Source organism: Streptomyces sp. 11-1-2, from assembly GCF_003595545.1.
Taxonomy (GTDB): Bacteria; Actinomycetota; Actinomycetes; order Streptomycetales; family Streptomycetaceae; genus Streptomyces; species Streptomyces hygroscopicus_B.
Window position 1 is genome coordinate 160,149 of the sequence record NZ_CP022545.1, and the last position, 18,226, is coordinate 178,374.

The following is an 18,226-nucleotide window of genomic DNA, read 5'->3' on the forward strand; positions in this document are numbered from 1 at the left end:
GCTCCCTGCATATCGACTCTGGCCCCGCCAGCCACCTGATGTCGGGACCCTCTGGCCGACTCGGTGGGCCGCGCCCTTCTGGTCGTGCTGGACAGGCTGGGCCCCGCCGAGCGTGTCGCGTTCGTGCTGCACGACATGTTTGCCGTGCCGTTCTACGAGATCGCCCCCGTCGTGGACCGCTCCCTCGCCGCTGCGAAGCAGCTCGCGAGCCGGGCCCGGCGCAAGGTACGGGGCGCCCCCGCCGTCCCCGGCGCGGAGCTCGCCCGGCAGCGGCTCGTGATCGAGGCGTTCCTGGCAGCGGCGCGAGCGGGCGACATCGACGCGGTCCTCGCGGTACTGGCGCCCGACGTCGTACGGCGTGCGGACCGCGCGGCCCTTCCAGAGGGCAGGCCGGTCGAGGTGCGTGGTGCCCAGGCCGTGGCGGAGGAGATCGTCGTCTTCGGACGGAACTCGCACGTCGCGGAGGTGGTACTTATCGACGGCGCCGTGGGGATCGCGGTCGCGCCGTACGGACGACTGCGGCTCGCCCTTACCGTCACGACCGCCCGCGAGAGGATCACCGGGTACGAACTCATCGCCGACCCGAGCCGACTTCAGCAACTTGATCTGGCCGTCCTCGACGAAGTCATAACTCTCGGCGGCTAATCAGCCGCCGAGTTGCCGCTCGAAAAATCATCGCCGCAGGGAGAACGGGATGCGGTCAGTCCGCTGGGATCATGTCCTCCGTGATCGTGTCCTTGCTGTACAAGGTGACCCGGAAGCTGCTGACTGTTCCATCGGTGCTCCTGCGTCGCGGGACGGCGAAGGAGGCGGAGCTGCTGGTGCTGCTACACGAGAACGCGCTCCTGCGCCGCCAGTTGGCCGGACCGGTCCGCTATGAGCCCACCGACCGGTTCTGGTTCGCAGCGCTGTCCGGGCTGATACCCCGGCGCCACTGGCGCGAGATCTTCCCTGTCACCCCGGCACCTTGCTTGCCTGGCACCGCAGGTTCGTCGCCGCGAAGTGGGACTACACCACGCGCCGACGCGCGGGACGACCACCCACCCCGGTAGCGATCAGGACGCTCGTTATGCGGCTGGCCCGGGAGAATCCGCGGTGGGGACACCGACGGATCCAAGGGGAGTTGACCCGACTCGGACACCAAATCGCCGCCTCGACGGTCTGGGAGATCCTCCACGCGGCCGGCATCGACCCCGCGCCACGTCGCTCAGGCCCCACCTGGCGCGAGTTCCTGACCACGCAAGCCGAGGGCATCATCGCGGCAGACTTCTTCCACATCGACACCGCCCCCGGCAGACGGTTGTACGCGCTGGTGTTCCCCGAACACGGCACCCAGCGACTGCACATCACCGGGGTCACCGCCCACCCGACACACGACTGGGCGGTGCAGCAAGCGCGGAATCTCACCGCCGACCTGGCAATACGCATCGAATCCCGGCGCTTCTTGCTGCGCGACCGCGATGGCAAGTACGGCGAGGCCTTCGACGCCGTCTTCCAGGCCGAGGAGATGGAGATCCTCACAAGTGCGCCACAGGCTCCCCGCATGAACGCGCACTGCGAACGCATCATCGGCAGCATCCGACGCGAAGCCCTCGACCACATCCTCATCATGAACGACGCCCACGCCCGCCATGTCCTCGCGGCCTACGAACGGCACTACCACGAACACCGACCCCACCAGGCCCGCAACCAGCCACCACCCAACGCTCACAAACAACCCGCCGCGGCGGATGACCTCCACACCCACAGAGTCGAGCGCATCCGGATCCTCGGCGGCCTCATCAACGAGTAGAGATATACGGCATGACGTGCAGCGATGACTTTTCGAGCGGCACAGGCTGGCGCGCGGCATCGACCCGCCCTCGAAGGCCACCCGAGCCGCTGTCTACCTGCGCACCCTGCGTAAGGAGCTGCTGAAGGTCTCGGGAGCCGTCGGCGTCGCCCACCCGTCGCTCATCACCACCACCGACATCGAGATCATGAACGGCGACTACGACGCCCGCACCTTGGCGAGCTTCTACGGCTACAAGGACGGCTGGGGAGAACTCGGCCCAGAGCTCGCCCAGGAGATCACCGCACTGCTCACCTCCAAACCAACCCCTCTCCTCTCCACAAGCCAGCCGGCTGACGCGTGACGAATTGCCGGTAGGTAGCCGGGTCCCACTGGTCGGTAGCGCCGGTGTGGGCGAAGCTGCGCCGGGCGCTGCTGGACCGCCCTGATGATCGCCAACGTACGATTCATGCATGAGTGATGACCGTGCCGAGATCCAGGACCTCAACAGTCGCTACGCGGTCGCTTTCGACAGCGGGCGCCTCGACGAGTCTGTCGGCTGCTGGGCCGAGGACGGCATCCTGGACGAGACTGAGACCGGCTTCGGCTTGTTCGAAGGCCGCGAGGCGATCCGTACCTTCTTCCGTGACAACCTCATGGCCAACTCCACAAATGTCGTCCATATGATGTTCAACCACCTGATCACCAGCATCGACGGCGACCACGGTGAAGGCAGCGTCCACTGTCTCGTTGAGATCGTCAAGACCGACGGCAGTTATGCCCGTGCCCACGTCAAATACAACGATCTCTACGTCCGAGTCGCAGGCAGCTGGAAGTTCGCCAGCCGCGTTATCACCTCATCCTTCCCTCACGAGGCACTCACGAGCTGAAGCTCAGGTGATGGGTGAGGACCTCCTCGGCCCTTCACCATGGACCTGCCCGCACCCGCCGGTAAACGCGCCCTCTGGACACCCGAAACACCGCGTCAAGGCGGTCATCCCGGAGAAGAAGGAGCAGGTCACCAGCCGGAAGAAGAAGGGCAGCAGGGGGCGGCAGGCCCATGAGCCACGACACCGAGCTCTACAAGGAACGGAACACCGGGCGAGGCATCGCCACCCGCTACGGCAAGACCCGGGGAGCTACCTGGCCGGCCTCCATCTCCGCGCCTCGATGATCGGATCAAGGACCTCCCACGGGCCGGTCCTTGATCACAACCAAATGCGTTTCCTAGCCGCGGATGGCGATCGTGGCGTCGAGTTCCACCAGCGCGCCTTGCGGCAGCACATGGGCCGGCAAGGCGGTTCGAGTGTGACGACCCGCGTCGCCCAGGACGTCGAGCAACAGCCGCGAAGCCCCGTCGATCACCGACGGCTGGTCCACGAAGGTGGCTGAACTCGTGGCCCAGGCATTGAGCTTCAGTATCTGCTGCACATTGTCGAGGCCGACCGCGTCGTTTATGCGCGCCAGGAGGTTGAGCGCGGCGGTTCTCGCGGCGGTCACTCCGTCGGCCAAGGTGGCGTTGTCTCCCAAGCAGCCCTGTAGGGTCTCGCCTGAGGCGGTCCGTGAGATTTGGCCGGACACGTAAAGCAGTTCGCCCCACCGGACGGTCGCCTCGTACGCGTAGCGGGGCGCACCGAGCACCGGAAGCTCGATGGACAGCGCCTTGAGGCGCTCCTGCACATCAGTCATGTTGCATCCCAGTTCAAGAAGTCGGACAAGCGACACGATCGCGCGTTCTGTGCGGCACGCTGGACCGGCTCTCTGCGAACGATGTGGCTCTTGGGCCGTTCAGCCGTCATCGCTTGCTCAGGATGTAGGTACGGTCGCGTCCGATGTACCAGAGATCCTCGGTGCCGATCGCCGCGTTCTCATAGCGCCAGGGGATCTCGGCGGCGCCGTACGAGCCGGCCTCGAGGACGTGCTTGTAGCCGGGCCGGAGCTCGTTGGCGAATGACTCCTGCTTACCCATGAGATGGCCGACGTTGCGCTTGCGGTACTCCGTATTGAAGTCGACGTCCGTCCCGAGCATCCCGATCTGGACCATTCGGTCCAGGTGCGGCGCCAGGTAGCGCAAGGTCCCCTCATGTACGTCCTCGCACACCACACCGGGCTTGAGCTGCCCGATGATGCCCTCACGCACCACGTCGAAGAAGAAGGTGTACGCCTCCTTCGCGGCCGCGGTGCGGGGCAGCGAGCGGGCCATGTCGGAGGTGGCGACGTTGACCCCGTCGAACACGATGCGCACTCCGGCGTCGAGCTGGATGCACGTCGTCTCGTCGTTGATCGGGTAGTCGACCGGTGGGCCGGGGAAGAGCATCCGGTTGGACGAGTGGAGGTTGGTGAAGTAGGGCTCGATGCCGAAGGGGATCTCGTTCACCGTGCGGAACTCGGCGATCTTCTGGAGGTACACCGCGTTGATGTCGAGTTCGGTGAACGAGCGGCCGGCGCCGAGGCCCGCCTCCGCCCAGGCCAGCGCCTCCTCGATGGCGAACACGCTCGCCCGGGCGGCGACGACCTGGAAGGCGAGGTCCTCGTGGTCGCGGATGTCCCGCCAGTGGCCGAGGTCCGCCGAGACCGGAACCAGTTCCGCTCCCTCGCGCTCGAGTTCGCGGGCCAGGCCGACGGTGATCCACTCGTCCTCGACCCCGGTCCGTACGCCGCCGGCCAGAGCCCCGACGGCGGCGCCGATGGACGGGAACTGGCCGACGGCCGCCCCGGAGACCCCGGAGGCTCCCTCGGGCGCCAGCACGATCAGCTTGTCCGCACCGGCCAGCCACAGACCGACCGCGCCATCCGGCTGCGCGAACCCGGTCGCCTCGGTGAAGTTGGGGGGCGCGGCGAGGAGCAGCGCGTCGAGAGAGCGGTCCCCGGCGAGCGTTTTCAGCGCCGAGAACCGGCTGTCCTCATCGGCGGTGAACTCCTCCGCCAGGCCGGAGAGGTGTTCGACGTTCTCGATGAGCCGCCGCGCGGTGCGGACGCCCGTCTCGCGCCACGCCGCGAACCTCGTCAAGACCTCCTCGATGTCGAGCTCGTAAGCGGTGACGGGGGTGGGGTCCTGGTCGGCGACGACGAGTTCGACGGAGCCGGACAGCGCGCGGTAGTGGTTGTAGACGACGTCGGCGGCGAGGCTCACCGCAGCGCCGTCGGCGAGTTCCTGCACCAGACTCGTCAGGGACGCCGAGGCGGGAGTGTCGGCGACGATTCGGGGGTCGATCGTGACCCAGGGAGCGTAGAACTTGATCTGGTCCTTCGGGACCCCGGCGGAGAGGGCGTTGCCCTGCTCCTGTTGGCGCACGAGCAGGTACTGGCCCTTGTCGGTCTGTGCGATCAACGGTGCGACGAGCGGGTAGGAATCGAGGCGGATCGCGGAGAACAGGAGGCTCTTGCGTGCGTTGAGTCCGTAGGTTGCTTCGACCTGCGAGGCGTCTGCGGTGAGGCTCAGCATGGGTGCGGTGCTCCTATGATGTCGATTTCGGTGTCGCGTCCGGGCCGGCGGCGGTCAGCTGATTCCGGTCACGACTCCGATGTGGGATTCGATTTCCGTTGTATAGTCGGAGAAAGCCGGGGAGAACCGGTGCTCCTTGCCCCTCGGCCGCGGGAAGTCGATCGCGATGTCGGCGACGATCCGGCCGGGGCGGTCACCGACGACGACCACCCGGTCGCCGAGCCAGACCGCCTCGGAGATGCTGTGGGTCACGAACAGGACGCTGCACCCCGTGGTCTGCCAGATGCGCTGGATCTCGAAGTTCATCGAATCGCGGGTCATGGCGTCGAGCGCACCGAAGGGCTCGTCCATGAGCAGCAGCTCGGGGCGGGAGACCAGCGCACGGCAGATGGCCACCCGTTGCTGCATCCCGCCGCTGAGCTCGTAGGAGTAGTGCTTGGCCTTGCCGCCCAGCCCCACCATCTCGAGCAGTTCCTGGGCATAGCGGCGGGACTCGTCGGTGCGGGTGCCGCGGAACTCCAGGGGCAGGAGCACGTTGTCGATGTTGTTGCGCCACGGCAAGAGCACGGGGCTCTGGAACACCATCGCGATGTCCTCGATCCCGTCGCGGATCGGCCGCCCCTTGACCAGGATTTCGCCCTCGGTGGGCTCCTGGAGGCCGGAGATCGTCTTGAGTAGTGTGGTCTTCCCGCTGCCGGACTGTCCGACGATCGAGACGAACTGTCCCGGCTTTACATGGAAGTCCAGCCCCTTGAGCACCGTGTTGCCTTGGCCGTCCCGGGATCGGTAGGTCTTTCCCACGTTGTTGACCGAGATGGCGTACTCGTTGTTCATGTGACTCTCCGTCCGGCCGTCACGGCGCCTTGATGGTCTGGTTGGAGTGCAGCGGCTCGAGATAGGAGTTGCTGTACACGTCCTTGGGCGTGAGGTTGCTCCCCGGGTTCAGGCCGAGGAACCGGCGGGCGACGTCGATTGTCTTCTGGGCGCCGGCGTCGTCCATGACACCGAACTGGTTCGCCGACTTACCGGTGCCCCAGTTGAGTCCGCACTGCGCACGGATCGCGAGGGTGATGGTCTTGGCCTCGTAGCCCGAGACCTCTTTCTGGAAATCCTTCGCGGCGTTGGCCGGGTGCTGGCACGCCCACAGGTAGCCCTTCTGCATCGCCCGGTTGAACCGCCGCACCTGCTCGGGATCGTTTTTGAGCTTCTCGTCGGAGACGACGATCCCGTTGCCGTAGAGGTCGATGCCGAGGTCGGACCACTTCAGCACGAATGCCTTCCGGCCGAGTGCGTCAATGGCCGGCTGGTCGGAGACGTACAGGGCGAGGTTGGCGTCCCACTGACCGGCCAGCAGGCCGGGGATCTTCGATGCGCTCGCGGCGGAGACGACGTTGACATCGCCCTCCTTGAGCCCCAGCTTGTGCATCGCGAACGGCCACATCGCGGCCATCGCACCACCGCCCTCGGTGGCGACCGTCTTGCCCCGGAGGTCGGACCACCCCTTGATTCCGGTGCCCGCGAGCCCGACGACCGCGTAGGCGGACCTGGCCTGGAGGAGGTTGACCTGCTTGACCTTGACGCCCCTGCCCTGGGCGGTGACCGTGGCGCCGAAGTCCGCCCAGCCGGCGTCGACCTTGCCGGTGACGACGGAGGTGACCGTGTTGGTCGAACCAGACCCCGGCATGACCGTGAGGTCGAGACCTTCCGCCTTGAAGAAGCCCCGCTCGACAGCCGAGATGAACAGAGCGTGCTTCGGCAGGTACCCCACGTCGAGCATGAGGGTCATCGAATTCTTCCCGCCGCTGCTCGCGCAGCCCGACACGGACATGAGGAGCACCGCCCCGACGATCGCGGCGATCCTGCGGATCGAGTTACGCATTCGAGTCTCCGATCCCCGCGGTCACTTTGCGTGGTTCTTCCACGGGACCAACTTTCGTCCCGCGAAGTCGACGATGAAGAACAACGCCAGGGCGATGGCGGCGAGCACGATGAAGGCCGCGAACATCGACGGGAGGTCGACCTGGCTGTTGGCGAGGAGGATGACATACCCCAACCCCTTCGAGCCGGCGATGAACTCACCGACGACCGCCCCACCCACAGCGAGCGAGATGGAGATCTTCGCTCCGGAGAAGATCGATGGGATCGCGTAGATGAAATCGATCTTCGTCATCTTCTTCCACGGCGACGCCTTATTGATCCGCGCGAGTTCTTGCAGTTCGTGGGGTACCGAACTCAGGCCGTCATAGGTGTTGATCACCAGGGGGAAGAACGCGATGGCCATCGCGACGAACGCCTTCGACTCGAAGCCGAACCCGAACCACACGATGAACAACGGCGCGAGCGCCACCTTGGGGATGGTGTCGATCGCGATGAGCGCGGGGTAGAGGAAACTGCGCACGGTCGGCGAGTAATGCAGCACAGCGCCACACAGAATCCCGAGCGCGGTGCCGAGCGCGAACCCGGCAAGCGCCTCCTGCAACGTGACCCAGGTGTTGCTCGCGAAGTAGTCGGGGCGCTTGATCAGCTCGGCGAAGGCCGAGATCGGCCCGACGGCCAGGTATTCCGGCGGGGTGAAGATGGTCACCACCAGCTGCCACACGACGAAGAGCCCGACGATTCCCGCGGCCGCCTTCGCACCAACCGCAATCGAGTCACGGCGGAACATTTTCGACTTGGGTGTCGCCGGTCCACCGAGCGCTGCCTCGGGCGGGGACTGACGCAGGCCGTCCGAGCTGACTTCACTGACTTCAGGAGAGGCCATGGCGGAACCCCCCGTCGAAGGGCGCGCCGTGTGCGGACAGGGCCGCGGCTACCGGGTGGGGGTACGGGCGCCAACAGGAGCCTGTGGCGGGGAGCGGCGACGCAGCCGGGATCCGGCGCGACGAGAGGGGCGGCGAGAGCCATCGCGGTGTCATTACGTCCTCACAACATTGGAAGGGTTGCCACTGGGCAGTCGCGGGCATGGCCGGCGGGGCCGGACCTTGGCCAGGTGGATATCGCCTCACCCGGCCGACCGGTCAATCGGCGCTGTCGACGGCGAGCGCGTCTCGACTGGGTTCACCGTCGAGTCGGCGCCACACACCAAGCGGATTTTCGTCACGAACCTCAGCAGGCAACAGCGCGGTCGGCACGTCCTGATAGGCTACGGGCCGCAGGAAACGCTCGATCGCGAGCGTTCCGACGGAAGTACTTCGAGGGTCTGTCGTGGCCGGGAACGGTCCACCGTGCACCATCGCATGTCCGACCTCGACCCCGGTGGGCCAGCCGTCGAACAGGATACGGCCCGCTCGCTCCTCCAAGAGCGGCAGCAGCTTCGCGGCGAGTAGATGATCGGCCTCATCCGCGTGCACGGTCGCGGTGAGCTGACCTTCCAACGTCTCCACCGCAGCGGTCAGCTCGGCGGTGTCCACGCATCGGACGAGCAACGATGTCGCACCGAAGACCTCGGACTGTAGCGACGGATCGGCGGCGAACCGAGCACCGTCGACGGTCAGCAGCCGGGCGCGGCCACAAGCCGCACTGTCGGGCTGGCTGCCGCGGGCGAACTCATCGACGCCGTCCCGGGCCTCGAGGGCGTCACCGGCGGCGGCGTAGTGGTCGGCGATGCCCGTGGTGAGCATGGTGGCTCCGGCGTCGGCGGCGACGGCGTCGGCCGCGGCCCTCGTGAACGCGTCGAGGCCCGGTCCTTCGATGGCAAGCACCAGACCAGGGTTGGTGCAGAACTGGCCCGCGCCGAGCGTCAGCGATCCGGCGAACGCGGCGCCCAGCTCGGCGCCGCGGGATTCGAGCACGGCGGGTAGCAGCAGCACTGGATTGATGCTGCTCATCTCCGCGTACACCGGGATCGGCACCGGCCGATCCGCTGCCATGGCCGCGATCGCCAGCCCGCCTTCGCGGGACCCGGTGAAACCCACGGCACGAATCCTCGGATCTCTGACGAGTCGGGCACCTACCTCGGTCCCACCGCCGACGAGCTGGGAAAACACCCCCTCGGGCATACCCGCGTCAGCCGCTGCCTCGGCGATCGTCCGCGCCACCAGCTCCGCGGTACCCAGATGCGCCTGATGCGCCTTGACAACCACCGGGCAGCCGGCGGCCAGCGCCGCTGCCGTGTCGCCCCCGGCGGTGGAGAAGGCCAGTGGGAAGTTGCTCGCGCCGAACACCGCGACCGGACCGAGCGCGATCCGGCGCTGCCGGATATCGGCGCGCGGGAGCGGTTCGCGGTCGAGCCGTGCCGGATCGATGCGAGCACCCTGCCAGGTGCCGGCTCGCAGCTCCGCGGCGAACAGGCGCAGCTGACCGCTGGTGCGACCGACTTCGCCGGTGAGGCGCGGACGAGGCAGCGCGGTCTCCGTGTGGGCGCACTCAACCAGCGAATCCCGACGCTCGTCGAGCAGATCGGCGATGCGCTCGAGGAACTCGGCACGCCGCCCAGCATCGGTCGCCCGAAAAGTCGGAAATACCCGCTTCGCCAGAGCGCAAGCCCGCTCAACGTGCTCGACCGACGCCGCCCGGTAGCCAGGATCGAGAGTCGCGCCGGTACGGGGATCGACGGACCGAATCTCCTCACCCGTGCCGATGACGGTTTCGCCTCCGATGACCATGACGCCGGTAGGGCCGGTCTGGGGAAGAGGGGACACGAGTGGCTCCTTGCGCTTCATCGGATCGGTGGCGTCAGACGATGGCAGTACGCGACGCCTCGATGACATCGGCCAGCAGTTCACGTTCGGAATCATCCAGATCGGTCAGCGGCGGCCGCACCGGACCGGCCGGATGTTCGACCAGATCCAGGCCAGCCTTGACGATGCTCACCGCGTAGCCCGCCTTACGGTCACGTATCGCGGTGTAAGGCAGCACGACATCGTCGAGCAGCCGGCGCACCTTCGCCCGGTCCTCTGCTCGCACCGCGCTGTAGAAGGTCAGGGCGAACTCGGGCAGGAAGTTGAAGATCGCCGAACTGTAGGTCGTGACACCCAACTCCAGGTATGGCAGCGCGAACGTCTCCGCCGTCGGCAGCCCGCCGATGTAGACCAAGCGGTCGCCGAGACGCGAGTGGATCCGCGTGATCGCCTCCAGATCACCGACACCATCCTTGAATCCGATCAGATTCGGGCAGGTGTCAGCGAGGGTGGCCACGGTGTCCGATGTGTACACGGCATTCGCGCGACTGTAGAGCACCACGCCCAGAGAAGTGGATTCGCAGACCGCGCGCACATGAGCGGTGAGGCCGTCCGCGGATGCCTCGGTGAGGTAGGGCGGGAACAGCAGCAGGCCGTCGGCGCCCGCCGCCTCGGCATCGCGGGCCATCTCGACCGCTTGCGCGGTGCCGTGTCCGGCCGGGGCGAGGATCGGGGTGCCCTTGGGCGCGCTGCCGACAGCGGCTCGGACCACGGTGCCGACTTCCTGCGGGGTCAAGGAGAAGAACTCCCCCGTCCCGCCGGCAGCGAACAGACCGGCGATCTCGTACTGGCCCAGGCGGACGATGTTCTCCCGGTAGGCAGGCTCGTCGAACGCCAGGTCACGGGAGAAGTGGGTGACGGGAAACGACAGCAGCCCGGAGCCGAGGCGCTCGGCAAGCTCGGTCGGGGTAAAGGCGCGCATTAACGTTTCCTCTCGGGGGTGCAGGACGGCGACTGCGAGAACCATAGGAACCAAAACGATGCACGTCCAACACTTCTTTGGGATCAACCGATACCTATAATGGATCGATGTTTACGCTGAGCCAGCTTGAAAGCTTCGTCGCGGTCGCCGAGACACTGCACTACGGCCGCGCGGCGGAACGGCTGTCGATGACCCAGCCCCCGCTGTCCCGGCGGATCCAGCTACTGGAGCGAGAGCTGGACGTCGAACTGTTCGACCGGATCGGTCGCTCCGTCCAGCTCACCGCGGCCGGACGAGCGTTCCTGAGCGACGCCCGGCGCATTGTCGGGCTGTCCGAGCAGGCGGCGCTGTCGGTGCGCCGGGTACCTGCAGGCGAGATAGGGACAGTGGCACTGGGTTTCACCGCGTCGTCGGCGCACTCGGTGCTCGACGCCATCGTCGGCCGCATTCACACCCGACTGCCGAGCGTCGATCTGGTGCTGCGCGAACGGGTGTCCGCAACACAGATGGAGGAGCTGCACTCCGGGGAACTGGACCTGGGCCTCGTCCGTCCCCCGGTCCCCGGCACCGGGCTCGAGCACCGCCCGCTGCACCGGGAGGCCTTGCTGGCCGCGATCCCGGCCGGGCACCCGCTGGCCGCGCCGGACCGGGTGCCGCACGTGCGCGACCTCGACGGCGAGCCGTTCGTCATGTACTCACCGGCCGAGGCCCGCTACTTCTACGAGGTGCTGGTCGGCGTCTTCCGCGGTGCCGGGATCGCTCCCCGGTACGTACACCACCTCAGCCAGGTGCACACGATCCTGGCGCTGGTGCGAGCCGGGTTGGGGCTCGCGCTAGTTCCCCGGGCAGCCGAGACACTCGGGCTGGACGGCGTCGTGCTGCGCCCGGTAACCGGGGTCGAGGGCGAACCAGTCGAACTCGTCGCCGCCTGGCGGGCGAACGACGACAGCCCAGCCCTGCACGCCGTCCGGGATCTGGTGATCGACCTGGCCGGCCGAGGCTTCTCCTGACAGCTGCGTTCGCTGGGCAGCGATCGACGCCGGTGGTGGGGCATACCGGGCTCTGTCAGGACTTTCGCGCAGCCGTCGGATGTCCAGACCGGCTCTGATCAGGGCATTGACGACCTCACCCAGCCCGTGCATCCACTCAAAGCTGTCGGTGGCTCCCTCGACGGCCGGGCCATCGGTGTAGGTGCGTGTCGCGTCGCGGTGTACGGGGCCGCTGCCACCCAAGTAGTCATGCCTCAGCAGGGGTTCGGGTCCCTCTCCGGGGGCGGGCTTGGGGCCCATCGAGTTCAGGAGCGGGTGGAACTCCACAACGTACAAACGGCCGCCGGGACGCAGCAGTTCGGCGACGACACCAGCCCAGCGGTCCAGGTCGGGGAGGTAGCACAGGGCGCCCTTGCCGGTGTAGACGACGTCGAACCGCCGCCCGCCGAGAGCCTCCACGGCGTCGTACGCATTGGCCTGTACATACCTCACGTCAAAGCCCGCACGCGCCGCGATGCCAGTCGCCGTCGTCACAGATGCCGCGGAGAAATCGAGGCCGACGGCCCGCGCCCCACGCTGCGCGAAGGCAATTGAGCTGTACCGAGATTTGTGGAGTCCCTCGTGCCAGGGGTTACGGTCCTGGCGAAGGAGAACCACCAGCACCATGGCAGCACCCCGTAAATACCCCAAGACCACGGAGTTAAGGCCGATCCGCGGTTGTCAAATGGGGCGGGACCGAGGGGTGGCGGAGGTCGGGTGTGATCCACTCGGGTTCGAGGGTGTAGATGCCTCGCCCGGTGCGGCGAAGGATTCCTTCGCGGACCCAGCGCCCCAGTTCCGCGCGTAGTCCTCGAGCGTCGTCCAGCCCGATACCGAGGGCGATTTCGCATGCGCGCCAGGTGCGGAGAGGGTTGGCGCGCAGGAGTTGCAGCGTGCGGTCGCGACGCCCGTCAGAGCCGCTGTCGGCGGCCGAGTGCACGGTGACGGCGATGCTGGTGATCCTGGAGGCCCCGAGGACTTGGGCCTGGTCGGGCGGGGCGGCGTAGCGGGAGATTGGGCACTTGACGCGGCGCGGGTTGACGCGGGCCTGGCGGGGTGGGAGTAGATCCTGCAGCAGGGCCGATGTGATGCGCCCTGGTCCGACGTCTGGCAGCACATCGGCCGCGGTGATGAGCTGTTCCTTGGCGGTCTCCAGGGCGACGGTGAAGGAAGCCCGGTCCGGATCCGTGCCGGGAAGCGTCTCGACGGCCTCGACCATCGCCCGGCGCAGTGCCTGGTAGACGGTCAGATGAGCCCATAGCTCCTGCTGGATCCCGGCCGCGTCCTGGGAGCGCAGTACCAGGCCGCACTGCAAAGTGTGGCGGAGCGAGTAGAACGCCGATTCGATCTCCCATCGCTCGTGGTAGAGCTCCACCAGCTCGGCGGCGGGGTAGCGGCGGTGATCGGTCAGCGTGGTGGCCAGCCGGTAGTGGCCTTCCAGCCGCAGCCCTTTGGCAGTCGTCACCCCGATGTGCGCGTCGATGACCCTCAGCCGGGTCCCGTTGATCCTGGTCAGGAACGACCCGTCCGGCAGTAGCGCCCAGCGGGCGGGTGTCCGGGTTCCCTTGAGCCGCACCAGCAGCTGTGCGCCGGTGGCCGCAGCCGGCGGACCTTCAGCACACCGGCCACGCGATGAGCTTGTCCTGCTGGCGACGCCGGCACCAGGCCATCGCCCGCCGCTGCCACTACCGCCGCCGCACCCGAAGTCACGAACTCGCAGCGTCTGACAGCACGTCAGGCGAGTACACTCACAGACACGCTCCTGACCAGCGGGAATAGCGATCTGCGACTGGAGTACTAGAGGTTGTCCCGTATGGGGTGTGCGGTGTGGTGGGCGTCCAACATGGCGTCTGGGGTGCTGTTGGTGTGGGTGGTGGCGATGCCGTAGGTCGTGATTATTGTGGAGACGGCTGCAAGCTCGTAGTGAGCAGCAAGGCCGTAGCGGAGATACCGGCGGCGACAGCAAACGCTGTCGGATACCCGAGCCGACCCGCGAGCAGCCCGCTGACCGGACCGGCGACGAGGATCCCCAGGTCCCACAGCGAGGTCATCGACCCCATCGCGGTCCCGGGCAGTCGAGCGTTGGCGCGTTGAAGCGTGAGCGCGCTGGTCGCGGGATAGATCGTTCCGAGGCCGACACCGGTGATCGCCACTCCGGCGAGCACTGGCACCGTTCCTGGCTCCGTCGCGACCAGGAGCAACCCGACCGCTTCCACCCCGACCGACAGTCGGGCCAGCAATACCGGGCCATAGGTGTCGACTTGTGGGCTTCCTACGGAACGCGTCACTACTGAGTTTTTCGTTAGTTCTGTGGGTGCAGGGGCTTCGGCGGTGTGAGCATGTTGGTGTGTCTTCCGAGTCGCAGGCCGTTGTTTCCGACGTCTCCGTTCTGCCGCTGACGCGGCCGCAGTTGGCCGAGGCCCGGCGCATGCGCGCGGTCGAGTTGTTCGAGCAAGGACGTTCTTCATCCGTGGTTGCACGGATGGTGGGGATCCACCCCGAGAGCGTGCGCCGGTGGAAACGCCTGTGGGAGCAGGGTGGGGTTGAGGCACTGCGGCGGCGTCCGGCCACCGGGCGGCCGCCCAAGCTGGATGACGCCCAAGTGGAGCTGGTTCGGACCGCGTTGGAGCAGGGCGCTCAGGCGCACGGGTTCGAGGCGGATCTGTGGACCTTGGAACGGGTCGGCGTGGTGGTTGAGCGGGTGACCGGGGTGAAGCTGGCCCGGGCATCCGTGTGGCGCCTGCTTACCGGGCGGCTGGGGTGGAGTCTGCGGCGGCCCATGCGTCAGGCCGTCGAGCGGGACGAGTCCGAGATCGCCCGGTGGGTCGCCCAGGAGTGGCCACGCATCAAAAGGGGGCGGTGAAGAAACGTGCCTGGATTGTGTTCTTCGATGAATCGGGTGTATCGCTGCTGCCCCGGGTTCGCCGCACCTGCGCACCCCGCGGGCGCACTCCCACGCTGCGGCACCGGCTGAACTGGAAACGAGCCGGGATGGCCGCCGCGCTGGGCTACCACGCCGCTGACGTTGAACGTGGCCCGCGGCTGTGCTTCCACCTCAAGCCGGGCAGCTATGACACCACTTCCTTGATCGAAGTGTTGGAACACGTCAAGACCTTCTACGCCGGCGAGTCGGTGGTGTTGGTGTGGGACGGACTGTCGGCCCACAGGAGTCGGAGCATGCGGGCCTGGGCGGCCGAGCAGGACTGGCTGACGCTGGAGCGGCTGCCGGCCTACGCACCCGAACTCAACCCAGTGCGCAGCCTTGCGGCGCCACATGCGTCCTGCTGCGGCTCTCCGGCTCGATCATTGGCCCCCACCACTGAGAACTCGGGGCCGGGGTGGGGGCGCTCTGCCGAGCGAAGGCGCGCCCTATGTCGTTCGGGTGACCCGCTTGGTGCATACAGCGTTGTCATATTTCGAGGTGCAGACCTGCAGCATCACCTCGAGACCTTCGGCGAAGTGCAAGTTCCACGTCTTGCCGTTGGGGTCGTTGCTGAAGTACGGCTTCTGTTTTTCGCCGTCTATCCACAGGTACGCCACGGCCTTGTGATCGTTGTTGAACCGGTCGAACACCTCCAGGATCTCGCCGGATGGCTGGAAGGTCGCTGACACGCTCGGTCCGTCAAGGTTGCCCCTCCAGCCCGAGGTCCACAGATAGTTGGGGCCATTGTCGACCTGGTGGTAGCTGCCCTCGCATTGCCAGTTGTCGTAGTCCTTGGTGCAGCCGATTACGTGTTCGGCCGCGCTCGCCGGCCCGGCCGCGAACCCCACCAGGGATACCGCTGCCACGGCCAGGACTCCCCATCGAAATCTCATGTGATCTTCTCCCCCGTCCAGCCTGCGAATGACCTTCTTGTCCTCTGATCTTTCAGGAGAATCGTGATTCTCCCGTGAGAAGCATGCTTCTCGGTTGAGAATAGGCTGTGAGCCAGGCATTCCGAAGGGGGGAACCAGCCATGCGAGAAGACGGATTCTCACACGTGATCAATGTGGCCGATGAGCTGTTCTACAGCCATGGCGTCCACGCGGTGACGATGGAGCACATCCGGGACGTCTCGGGGGTGCCGCTGCGACAGCTCTACCGCATGTTCCGCTCCAAGGACGACCTGCTGGCAGCCTGTCTCAAGCAGCGCGACAAGATCGCCCGCGAGGCCATCCACTCCTACGCACAACGGAACACCGACCCGGCCGAAAATGTCCTTGCCATCTTCGACTTCCTCCACGATTGGTTCCATCAGCCCGGGTTCCACGGGTGTGTCTTCGCCGGCGCCTTCGGCGAAGCGGGCGCCGCAGCACCCGCGGTGGTGGACGTAGTCCAAAACCACAAGCAGCGGCTGCTGGAACTCTTCACCGACCTGTCCCGGCAGGCTGGCGCCACTCACCCCGACCAAGTCGGCGCGCAGCTGGCGGTGCTGTTCGACGGAGCAATGGCAATCGCCACGTTCACGGGGAACACTGACGCCGCGCTTCACGCCCGCCAGGCGGCGCAGGCCGTGTTGGAGACCGCACACTGACCGCGGAGGTTGAGAAACAGCCTCTAAAAGAGCATTTTGTCCCGGCGAGGTTGTTTGGTGGCACTTTGATGGCCGAGTTGGTTTGGGAGTGCAGGGACAGGAGGTGCTTTCCGTGGTTCATGTGACAGGTGAGGTTATGCGTCGGCCCGTTTCAGCCGGTTCGCCCCTGTCTGATCCCAAGGCGCCCCCGCATAACTACCTTTGCGCCCTGGAGACGGACCGCGCCTGCCGGTACTACCGAAACATGACGCGAGACCGCCGATATCCCAGTGATCTCTCCGATGCCCGCTGGGAACTGCTGGAACCCGCTTTGTCGGCCTGGCGAGCCGAACGGAGAGGAAGAGGACTGGACATCGGCCGTCCACCCGAGCACGACCTGCGCCGCATCATGGACGGCCCCCAGGCGGTCCGCGTCGCCGACGACGGTGTGGTTACGCCAGTGCTCGGGGTGAAGTGGCACTGCTGGGCGGAAGCGGCCAACACTTTTATTTGAGAGGGAAGTTGGGGTGTTCCTTCCATCACGTAGCGGGCAGGAGATCCAGGTCATCCTGCCCCGGTCGCGGCCGTCCCCACCGAAATCCGGGAAGCGGCACGACTGGACGGTGCCGACGACCTTCGCGCCCTGTTCACGACCATCGTTCTGACTCGTCGGCCCCAGGACACCAACGTGGTCACCTGGGGCGTCCTGGCTGCTTGGACTCGTGGCCGACCGCGTCCTCGGATATGGCCTGCTACGACACGAGCCGCACAAGAAGGAAGAGCACCAGCAGGGCCCCCAGGGCCGCTCCGGCGATCTGCCAGGTTCTCTGCTGCGAGGGCAGAACCACTACCTGAGGTGAGGTATTCGTGGGGAAGACGTAGTAGACCCGGTGCGGCGGATGCACGAGAAGCTGTTCTACCGGCCCCTGCTGGACGCGGTGGCACGGCTGGAGACCGGAGCGGCCCGGTTGACCTCGCAGGCGGCGGGCCGGCGGCTGGAAGCCCTGGGGCATGCCGACCCGTCCGGCGCGCTGCGACATCTGGAGGTCCTCGCGTCCGGTGTGGCCCGGAAGGCGGCTGTCCAGCGTACGTTGCTGTCCGAAACTTTGCGGAAGCCCAGCAGCCCGGCGTCCGGGTCGGCGGAGTCGGCGGAGTCGGCGAACCAGCCCAGCAGCACGGGCCACCGGCGCCACCAGCAACGCCCTGCCGTTCTTCGTCATCGCCCCACCGACGACCACGGGCCTGAGCCTCACCTGCCTCCCGGCCGCCACCGGCGGCCCGGTGACGCTGCTCGGCGCCAACTTCCTGACGGGAACCCAGGTCAGGGTGGGCAACGTCGCGGTCACCCCCAGCCGGCCCAGCCAGGTCACCTTCACCGCACCGGCCAACCCGGGCCAGGTCGGCACCGTGTCCGCCCAGCCGGTGACCATCACCACCGCCGGCGGAACCAGCCGCTCGGGCACCACGTCGATCGACTACTACCTCGCACCGACCATCACCTCGACGGCTCCGACCTCGGGCACGGCAGAAGACGAGATCACCATCAACGGAACCGGCCTCGTCAACGTCGACACCGTCACCTTCACCGACAGCGCCACCGCCACCGCCACGGCCACCGCGGCGGCGGCCAGGGCGCGGTGTGGCGTGGGGGTCATGGCGATCCTTCGGCCGGTGATGAGGATCGGAGCGCGCCTGGGAGCGCTCCCACTGCCCGTACTGTAATCCGTACATGACAAACCAGGAAGGGCCCGTCACCACCTTGCGCGCAGGAGCCATGGAAGGCGCGGGCGGGGGAACGCGGGGCGTTGACACCACCGCAAGCGCTTGCTAGCTTCCCGACTCGCATGACGCATCGTCACTCATCGGAGCCGCCTAGCCCAGGTCTTTG

14 protein-coding genes and 9 pseudogenes are annotated in these 18,226 nt (G+C 66.9%); 12 read left to right on the forward strand and 11 right to left on the reverse strand.

Annotated elements, in window-relative coordinates; all coding sequences use genetic code 11:
- Window positions 1-51: 51 nt before the first annotated feature.
- From CGL27_RS00720 to CGL27_RS00740, 5 genes and pseudogenes are all read left to right on the forward strand, one after another.
- Window positions 52-645 (forward strand): annotated as a pseudogene (locus CGL27_RS00720) (sigma factor-like helix-turn-helix DNA-binding protein); the annotation flags it as partial.
- Window positions 646-725: 80 nt separating this feature from the next.
- Window positions 726-1,792, forward strand: a pseudogene (locus CGL27_RS00725) (integrase core domain-containing protein).
- A gap of 46 nt (window positions 1,793-1,838) precedes the next feature.
- Window positions 1,839-2,135, forward strand: a pseudogene (locus tag CGL27_RS00730) (FMN-binding glutamate synthase family protein); the annotation flags it as partial.
- A 109-nt stretch (window positions 2,136-2,244) separates the two neighbouring features.
- Entirely contained in the window at window positions 2,245-2,661 is a 417-nt protein-coding gene (locus CGL27_RS00735) for a nuclear transport factor 2 family protein (RefSeq protein ID WP_119983790.1), read from the forward strand.
- A 94-nt stretch (window positions 2,662-2,755) separates the two neighbouring features.
- Window positions 2,756-2,947, forward strand: a pseudogene (locus CGL27_RS00740) (IS5/IS1182 family transposase); the annotation flags it as partial.
- Window positions 2,948-2,998: 51 nt separating this feature from the next.
- Here the strand turns inward: CGL27_RS00740 and CGL27_RS00745 are convergent.
- From CGL27_RS00745 to kdgD, 7 genes are all read right to left on the reverse strand, one after another.
- Window positions 2,999-3,460 (reverse strand): RidA family protein, encoded by a 462-nt coding sequence (locus CGL27_RS00745; RefSeq protein ID WP_119983791.1) that lies wholly within the window; start codon window positions 3,458-3,460, stop codon window positions 2,999-3,001.
- Between the two features lie 106 nt (window positions 3,461-3,566).
- Window positions 3,567-5,216: a M24 family metallopeptidase gene (locus CGL27_RS00750; RefSeq protein WP_119983792.1), complete on the reverse strand. Its 1,650-nt coding sequence runs from the start codon at window positions 5,214-5,216 to the stop codon at window positions 3,567-3,569.
- 54 nt (window positions 5,217-5,270) lie between these two features.
- Window positions 5,271-6,050, reverse strand: coding sequence for an ABC transporter ATP-binding protein (locus CGL27_RS00755; protein ID WP_119983793.1), 780 nt, complete (start codon window positions 6,048-6,050; stop codon window positions 5,271-5,273).
- A 19-nt stretch (window positions 6,051-6,069) separates the two neighbouring features.
- Window positions 6,070-7,095: an ABC transporter substrate-binding protein gene (locus tag CGL27_RS00760; protein WP_119983794.1), complete on the reverse strand. Its 1,026-nt coding sequence runs from the start codon at window positions 7,093-7,095 to the stop codon at window positions 6,070-6,072.
- Between the two features lie 21 nt (window positions 7,096-7,116).
- Window positions 7,117-7,977, reverse strand: a complete 861-nt coding sequence (locus CGL27_RS00765; RefSeq protein WP_205587574.1) for an ABC transporter permease — start codon at window positions 7,975-7,977, stop codon at window positions 7,117-7,119.
- Between the two features lie 256 nt (window positions 7,978-8,233).
- The gene (locus CGL27_RS00770; protein ID WP_205587575.1) at window positions 8,234-9,856 is read right to left on the reverse strand and encodes an aldehyde dehydrogenase (NADP(+)); all 1,623 of its coding nucleotides are present in this window, start codon (window positions 9,854-9,856) and stop codon (window positions 8,234-8,236) included.
- Between the two features lie 34 nt (window positions 9,857-9,890).
- Complete coding sequence (kdgD, locus tag CGL27_RS00775) at window positions 9,891-10,817, reverse strand: 5-dehydro-4-deoxyglucarate dehydratase (RefSeq protein WP_119983797.1); 927 nt, start codon at window positions 10,815-10,817, stop codon at window positions 9,891-9,893.
- A 107-nt stretch (window positions 10,818-10,924) separates the two neighbouring features.
- Here kdgD and CGL27_RS00780 point away from each other — a divergent pair, with 107 nt between their 5' ends.
- Entirely contained in the window at window positions 10,925-11,827 is a 903-nt protein-coding gene (locus tag CGL27_RS00780) for a LysR substrate-binding domain-containing protein (protein ID WP_119983798.1), read from the forward strand.
- 54 nt (window positions 11,828-11,881) lie between these two features.
- Here CGL27_RS00780 and CGL27_RS00785 read toward each other — a convergent pair.
- The 3 genes and pseudogenes from CGL27_RS00785 to CGL27_RS00795 form a co-directional block, all read right to left on the reverse strand.
- Window positions 11,882-12,400: pseudogene (locus CGL27_RS00785) on the reverse strand (class I SAM-dependent methyltransferase); the annotation flags it as partial.
- Window positions 12,401-12,506: 106 nt separating this feature from the next.
- Window positions 12,507-13,448 (reverse strand): annotated as a pseudogene (locus CGL27_RS00790) (transposase); the annotation flags it as partial.
- A 292-nt stretch (window positions 13,449-13,740) separates the two neighbouring features.
- Complete coding sequence (locus CGL27_RS00795; RefSeq protein ID WP_162952828.1) at window positions 13,741-14,133, reverse strand: MFS transporter; 393 nt, start codon at window positions 14,131-14,133, stop codon at window positions 13,741-13,743.
- 59 nt (window positions 14,134-14,192) lie between these two features.
- Here CGL27_RS00795 and CGL27_RS00800 point away from each other — a divergent pair, with 59 nt between their 5' ends.
- On the forward strand, window positions 14,193-14,708 hold the full coding sequence (locus CGL27_RS00800; RefSeq protein WP_119983799.1) for a helix-turn-helix domain-containing protein: 516 nt from the start codon (window positions 14,193-14,195) through the stop codon (window positions 14,706-14,708).
- A gap of 17 nt (window positions 14,709-14,725) precedes the next feature.
- Window positions 14,726-15,040, forward strand: a pseudogene (locus CGL27_RS00805) (transposase); the annotation flags it as partial.
- A gap of 174 nt (window positions 15,041-15,214) precedes the next feature.
- Here CGL27_RS00805 and CGL27_RS49720 read toward each other — a convergent pair.
- Window positions 15,215-15,634: a hypothetical protein gene (locus CGL27_RS49720; protein ID WP_162952792.1), complete on the reverse strand. Its 420-nt coding sequence runs from the start codon at window positions 15,632-15,634 to the stop codon at window positions 15,215-15,217.
- A gap of 167 nt (window positions 15,635-15,801) precedes the next feature.
- On the opposite strand from CGL27_RS49720, the gene CGL27_RS00810 reads away from it, so the two are divergent.
- The 4 genes and pseudogenes from CGL27_RS00810 to CGL27_RS53380 all read left to right on the forward strand — a co-directional run bounded on the left by CGL27_RS00810 (window position 15,802) and on the right by CGL27_RS53380 (window position 18,060).
- On the forward strand, window positions 15,802-16,359 hold the full coding sequence (locus tag CGL27_RS00810) for a TetR/AcrR family transcriptional regulator (protein WP_119983800.1): 558 nt from the start codon (window positions 15,802-15,804) through the stop codon (window positions 16,357-16,359).
- A 244-nt stretch (window positions 16,360-16,603) separates the two neighbouring features.
- Window positions 16,604-16,756 (forward strand): annotated as a pseudogene (locus CGL27_RS00815) (IS5/IS1182 family transposase); the annotation flags it as partial.
- 417 nt (window positions 16,757-17,173) lie between these two features.
- Window positions 17,174-17,435: pseudogene (locus CGL27_RS51305) on the forward strand (hypothetical protein); the annotation flags it as partial.
- The gene (locus CGL27_RS53380) at window positions 17,350-18,060 is read left to right on the forward strand and encodes an IPT/TIG domain-containing protein (protein WP_346345719.1); all 711 of its coding nucleotides are present in this window, start codon (window positions 17,350-17,352) and stop codon (window positions 18,058-18,060) included. The pseudogene CGL27_RS51305 and the gene CGL27_RS53380, both read left to right, overlap by 86 nt.
- The last annotated feature ends 166 nt before the right edge of the window (window positions 18,061-18,226 follow it).

Excerpts from the sequence above, each read along its gene's own strand:
- CGL27_RS00810 (WP_119983800.1), top strand. The coding sequence starts at position 15,802 with ATGCGAGAAGACGGATTCTCACACGTGATCAATGTGGCCGATGAGCTG.
- CGL27_RS00755 (WP_119983793.1), bottom strand. The coding sequence starts at position 6,050 with ATGAACAACGAGTACGCCATCTCGGTCAACAACGTGGGAAAGACCTAC.
- CGL27_RS00760 (WP_119983794.1), bottom strand. The coding sequence starts at position 7,095 with ATGCGTAACTCGATCCGCAGGATCGCCGCGATCGTCGGGGCGGTGCTC.
- CGL27_RS00735 (WP_119983790.1), top strand. The coding sequence starts at position 2,245 with ATGAGTGATGACCGTGCCGAGATCCAGGACCTCAACAGTCGCTACGCG.
- CGL27_RS00780 (WP_119983798.1), top strand. The coding sequence starts at position 10,925 with ATGTTTACGCTGAGCCAGCTTGAAAGCTTCGTCGCGGTCGCCGAGACA.
- kdgD (WP_119983797.1), bottom strand. The coding sequence starts at position 10,817 with ATGCGCGCCTTTACCCCGACCGAGCTTGCCGAGCGCCTCGGCTCCGGG.
- CGL27_RS00750 (WP_119983792.1), bottom strand. The coding sequence starts at position 5,216 with ATGCTGAGCCTCACCGCAGACGCCTCGCAGGTCGAAGCAACCTACGGA.
- CGL27_RS00765 (WP_205587574.1), bottom strand. The coding sequence starts at position 7,977 with ATGGCCTCTCCTGAAGTCAGTGAAGTCAGCTCGGACGGCCTGCGTCAG.
- CGL27_RS53380 (WP_346345719.1), top strand. The coding sequence starts at position 17,350 with ATGCCGACCCGTCCGGCGCGCTGCGACATCTGGAGGTCCTCGCGTCCG.
- CGL27_RS00745 (WP_119983791.1), bottom strand. The coding sequence starts at position 3,460 with ATGACTGATGTGCAGGAGCGCCTCAAGGCGCTGTCCATCGAGCTTCCG.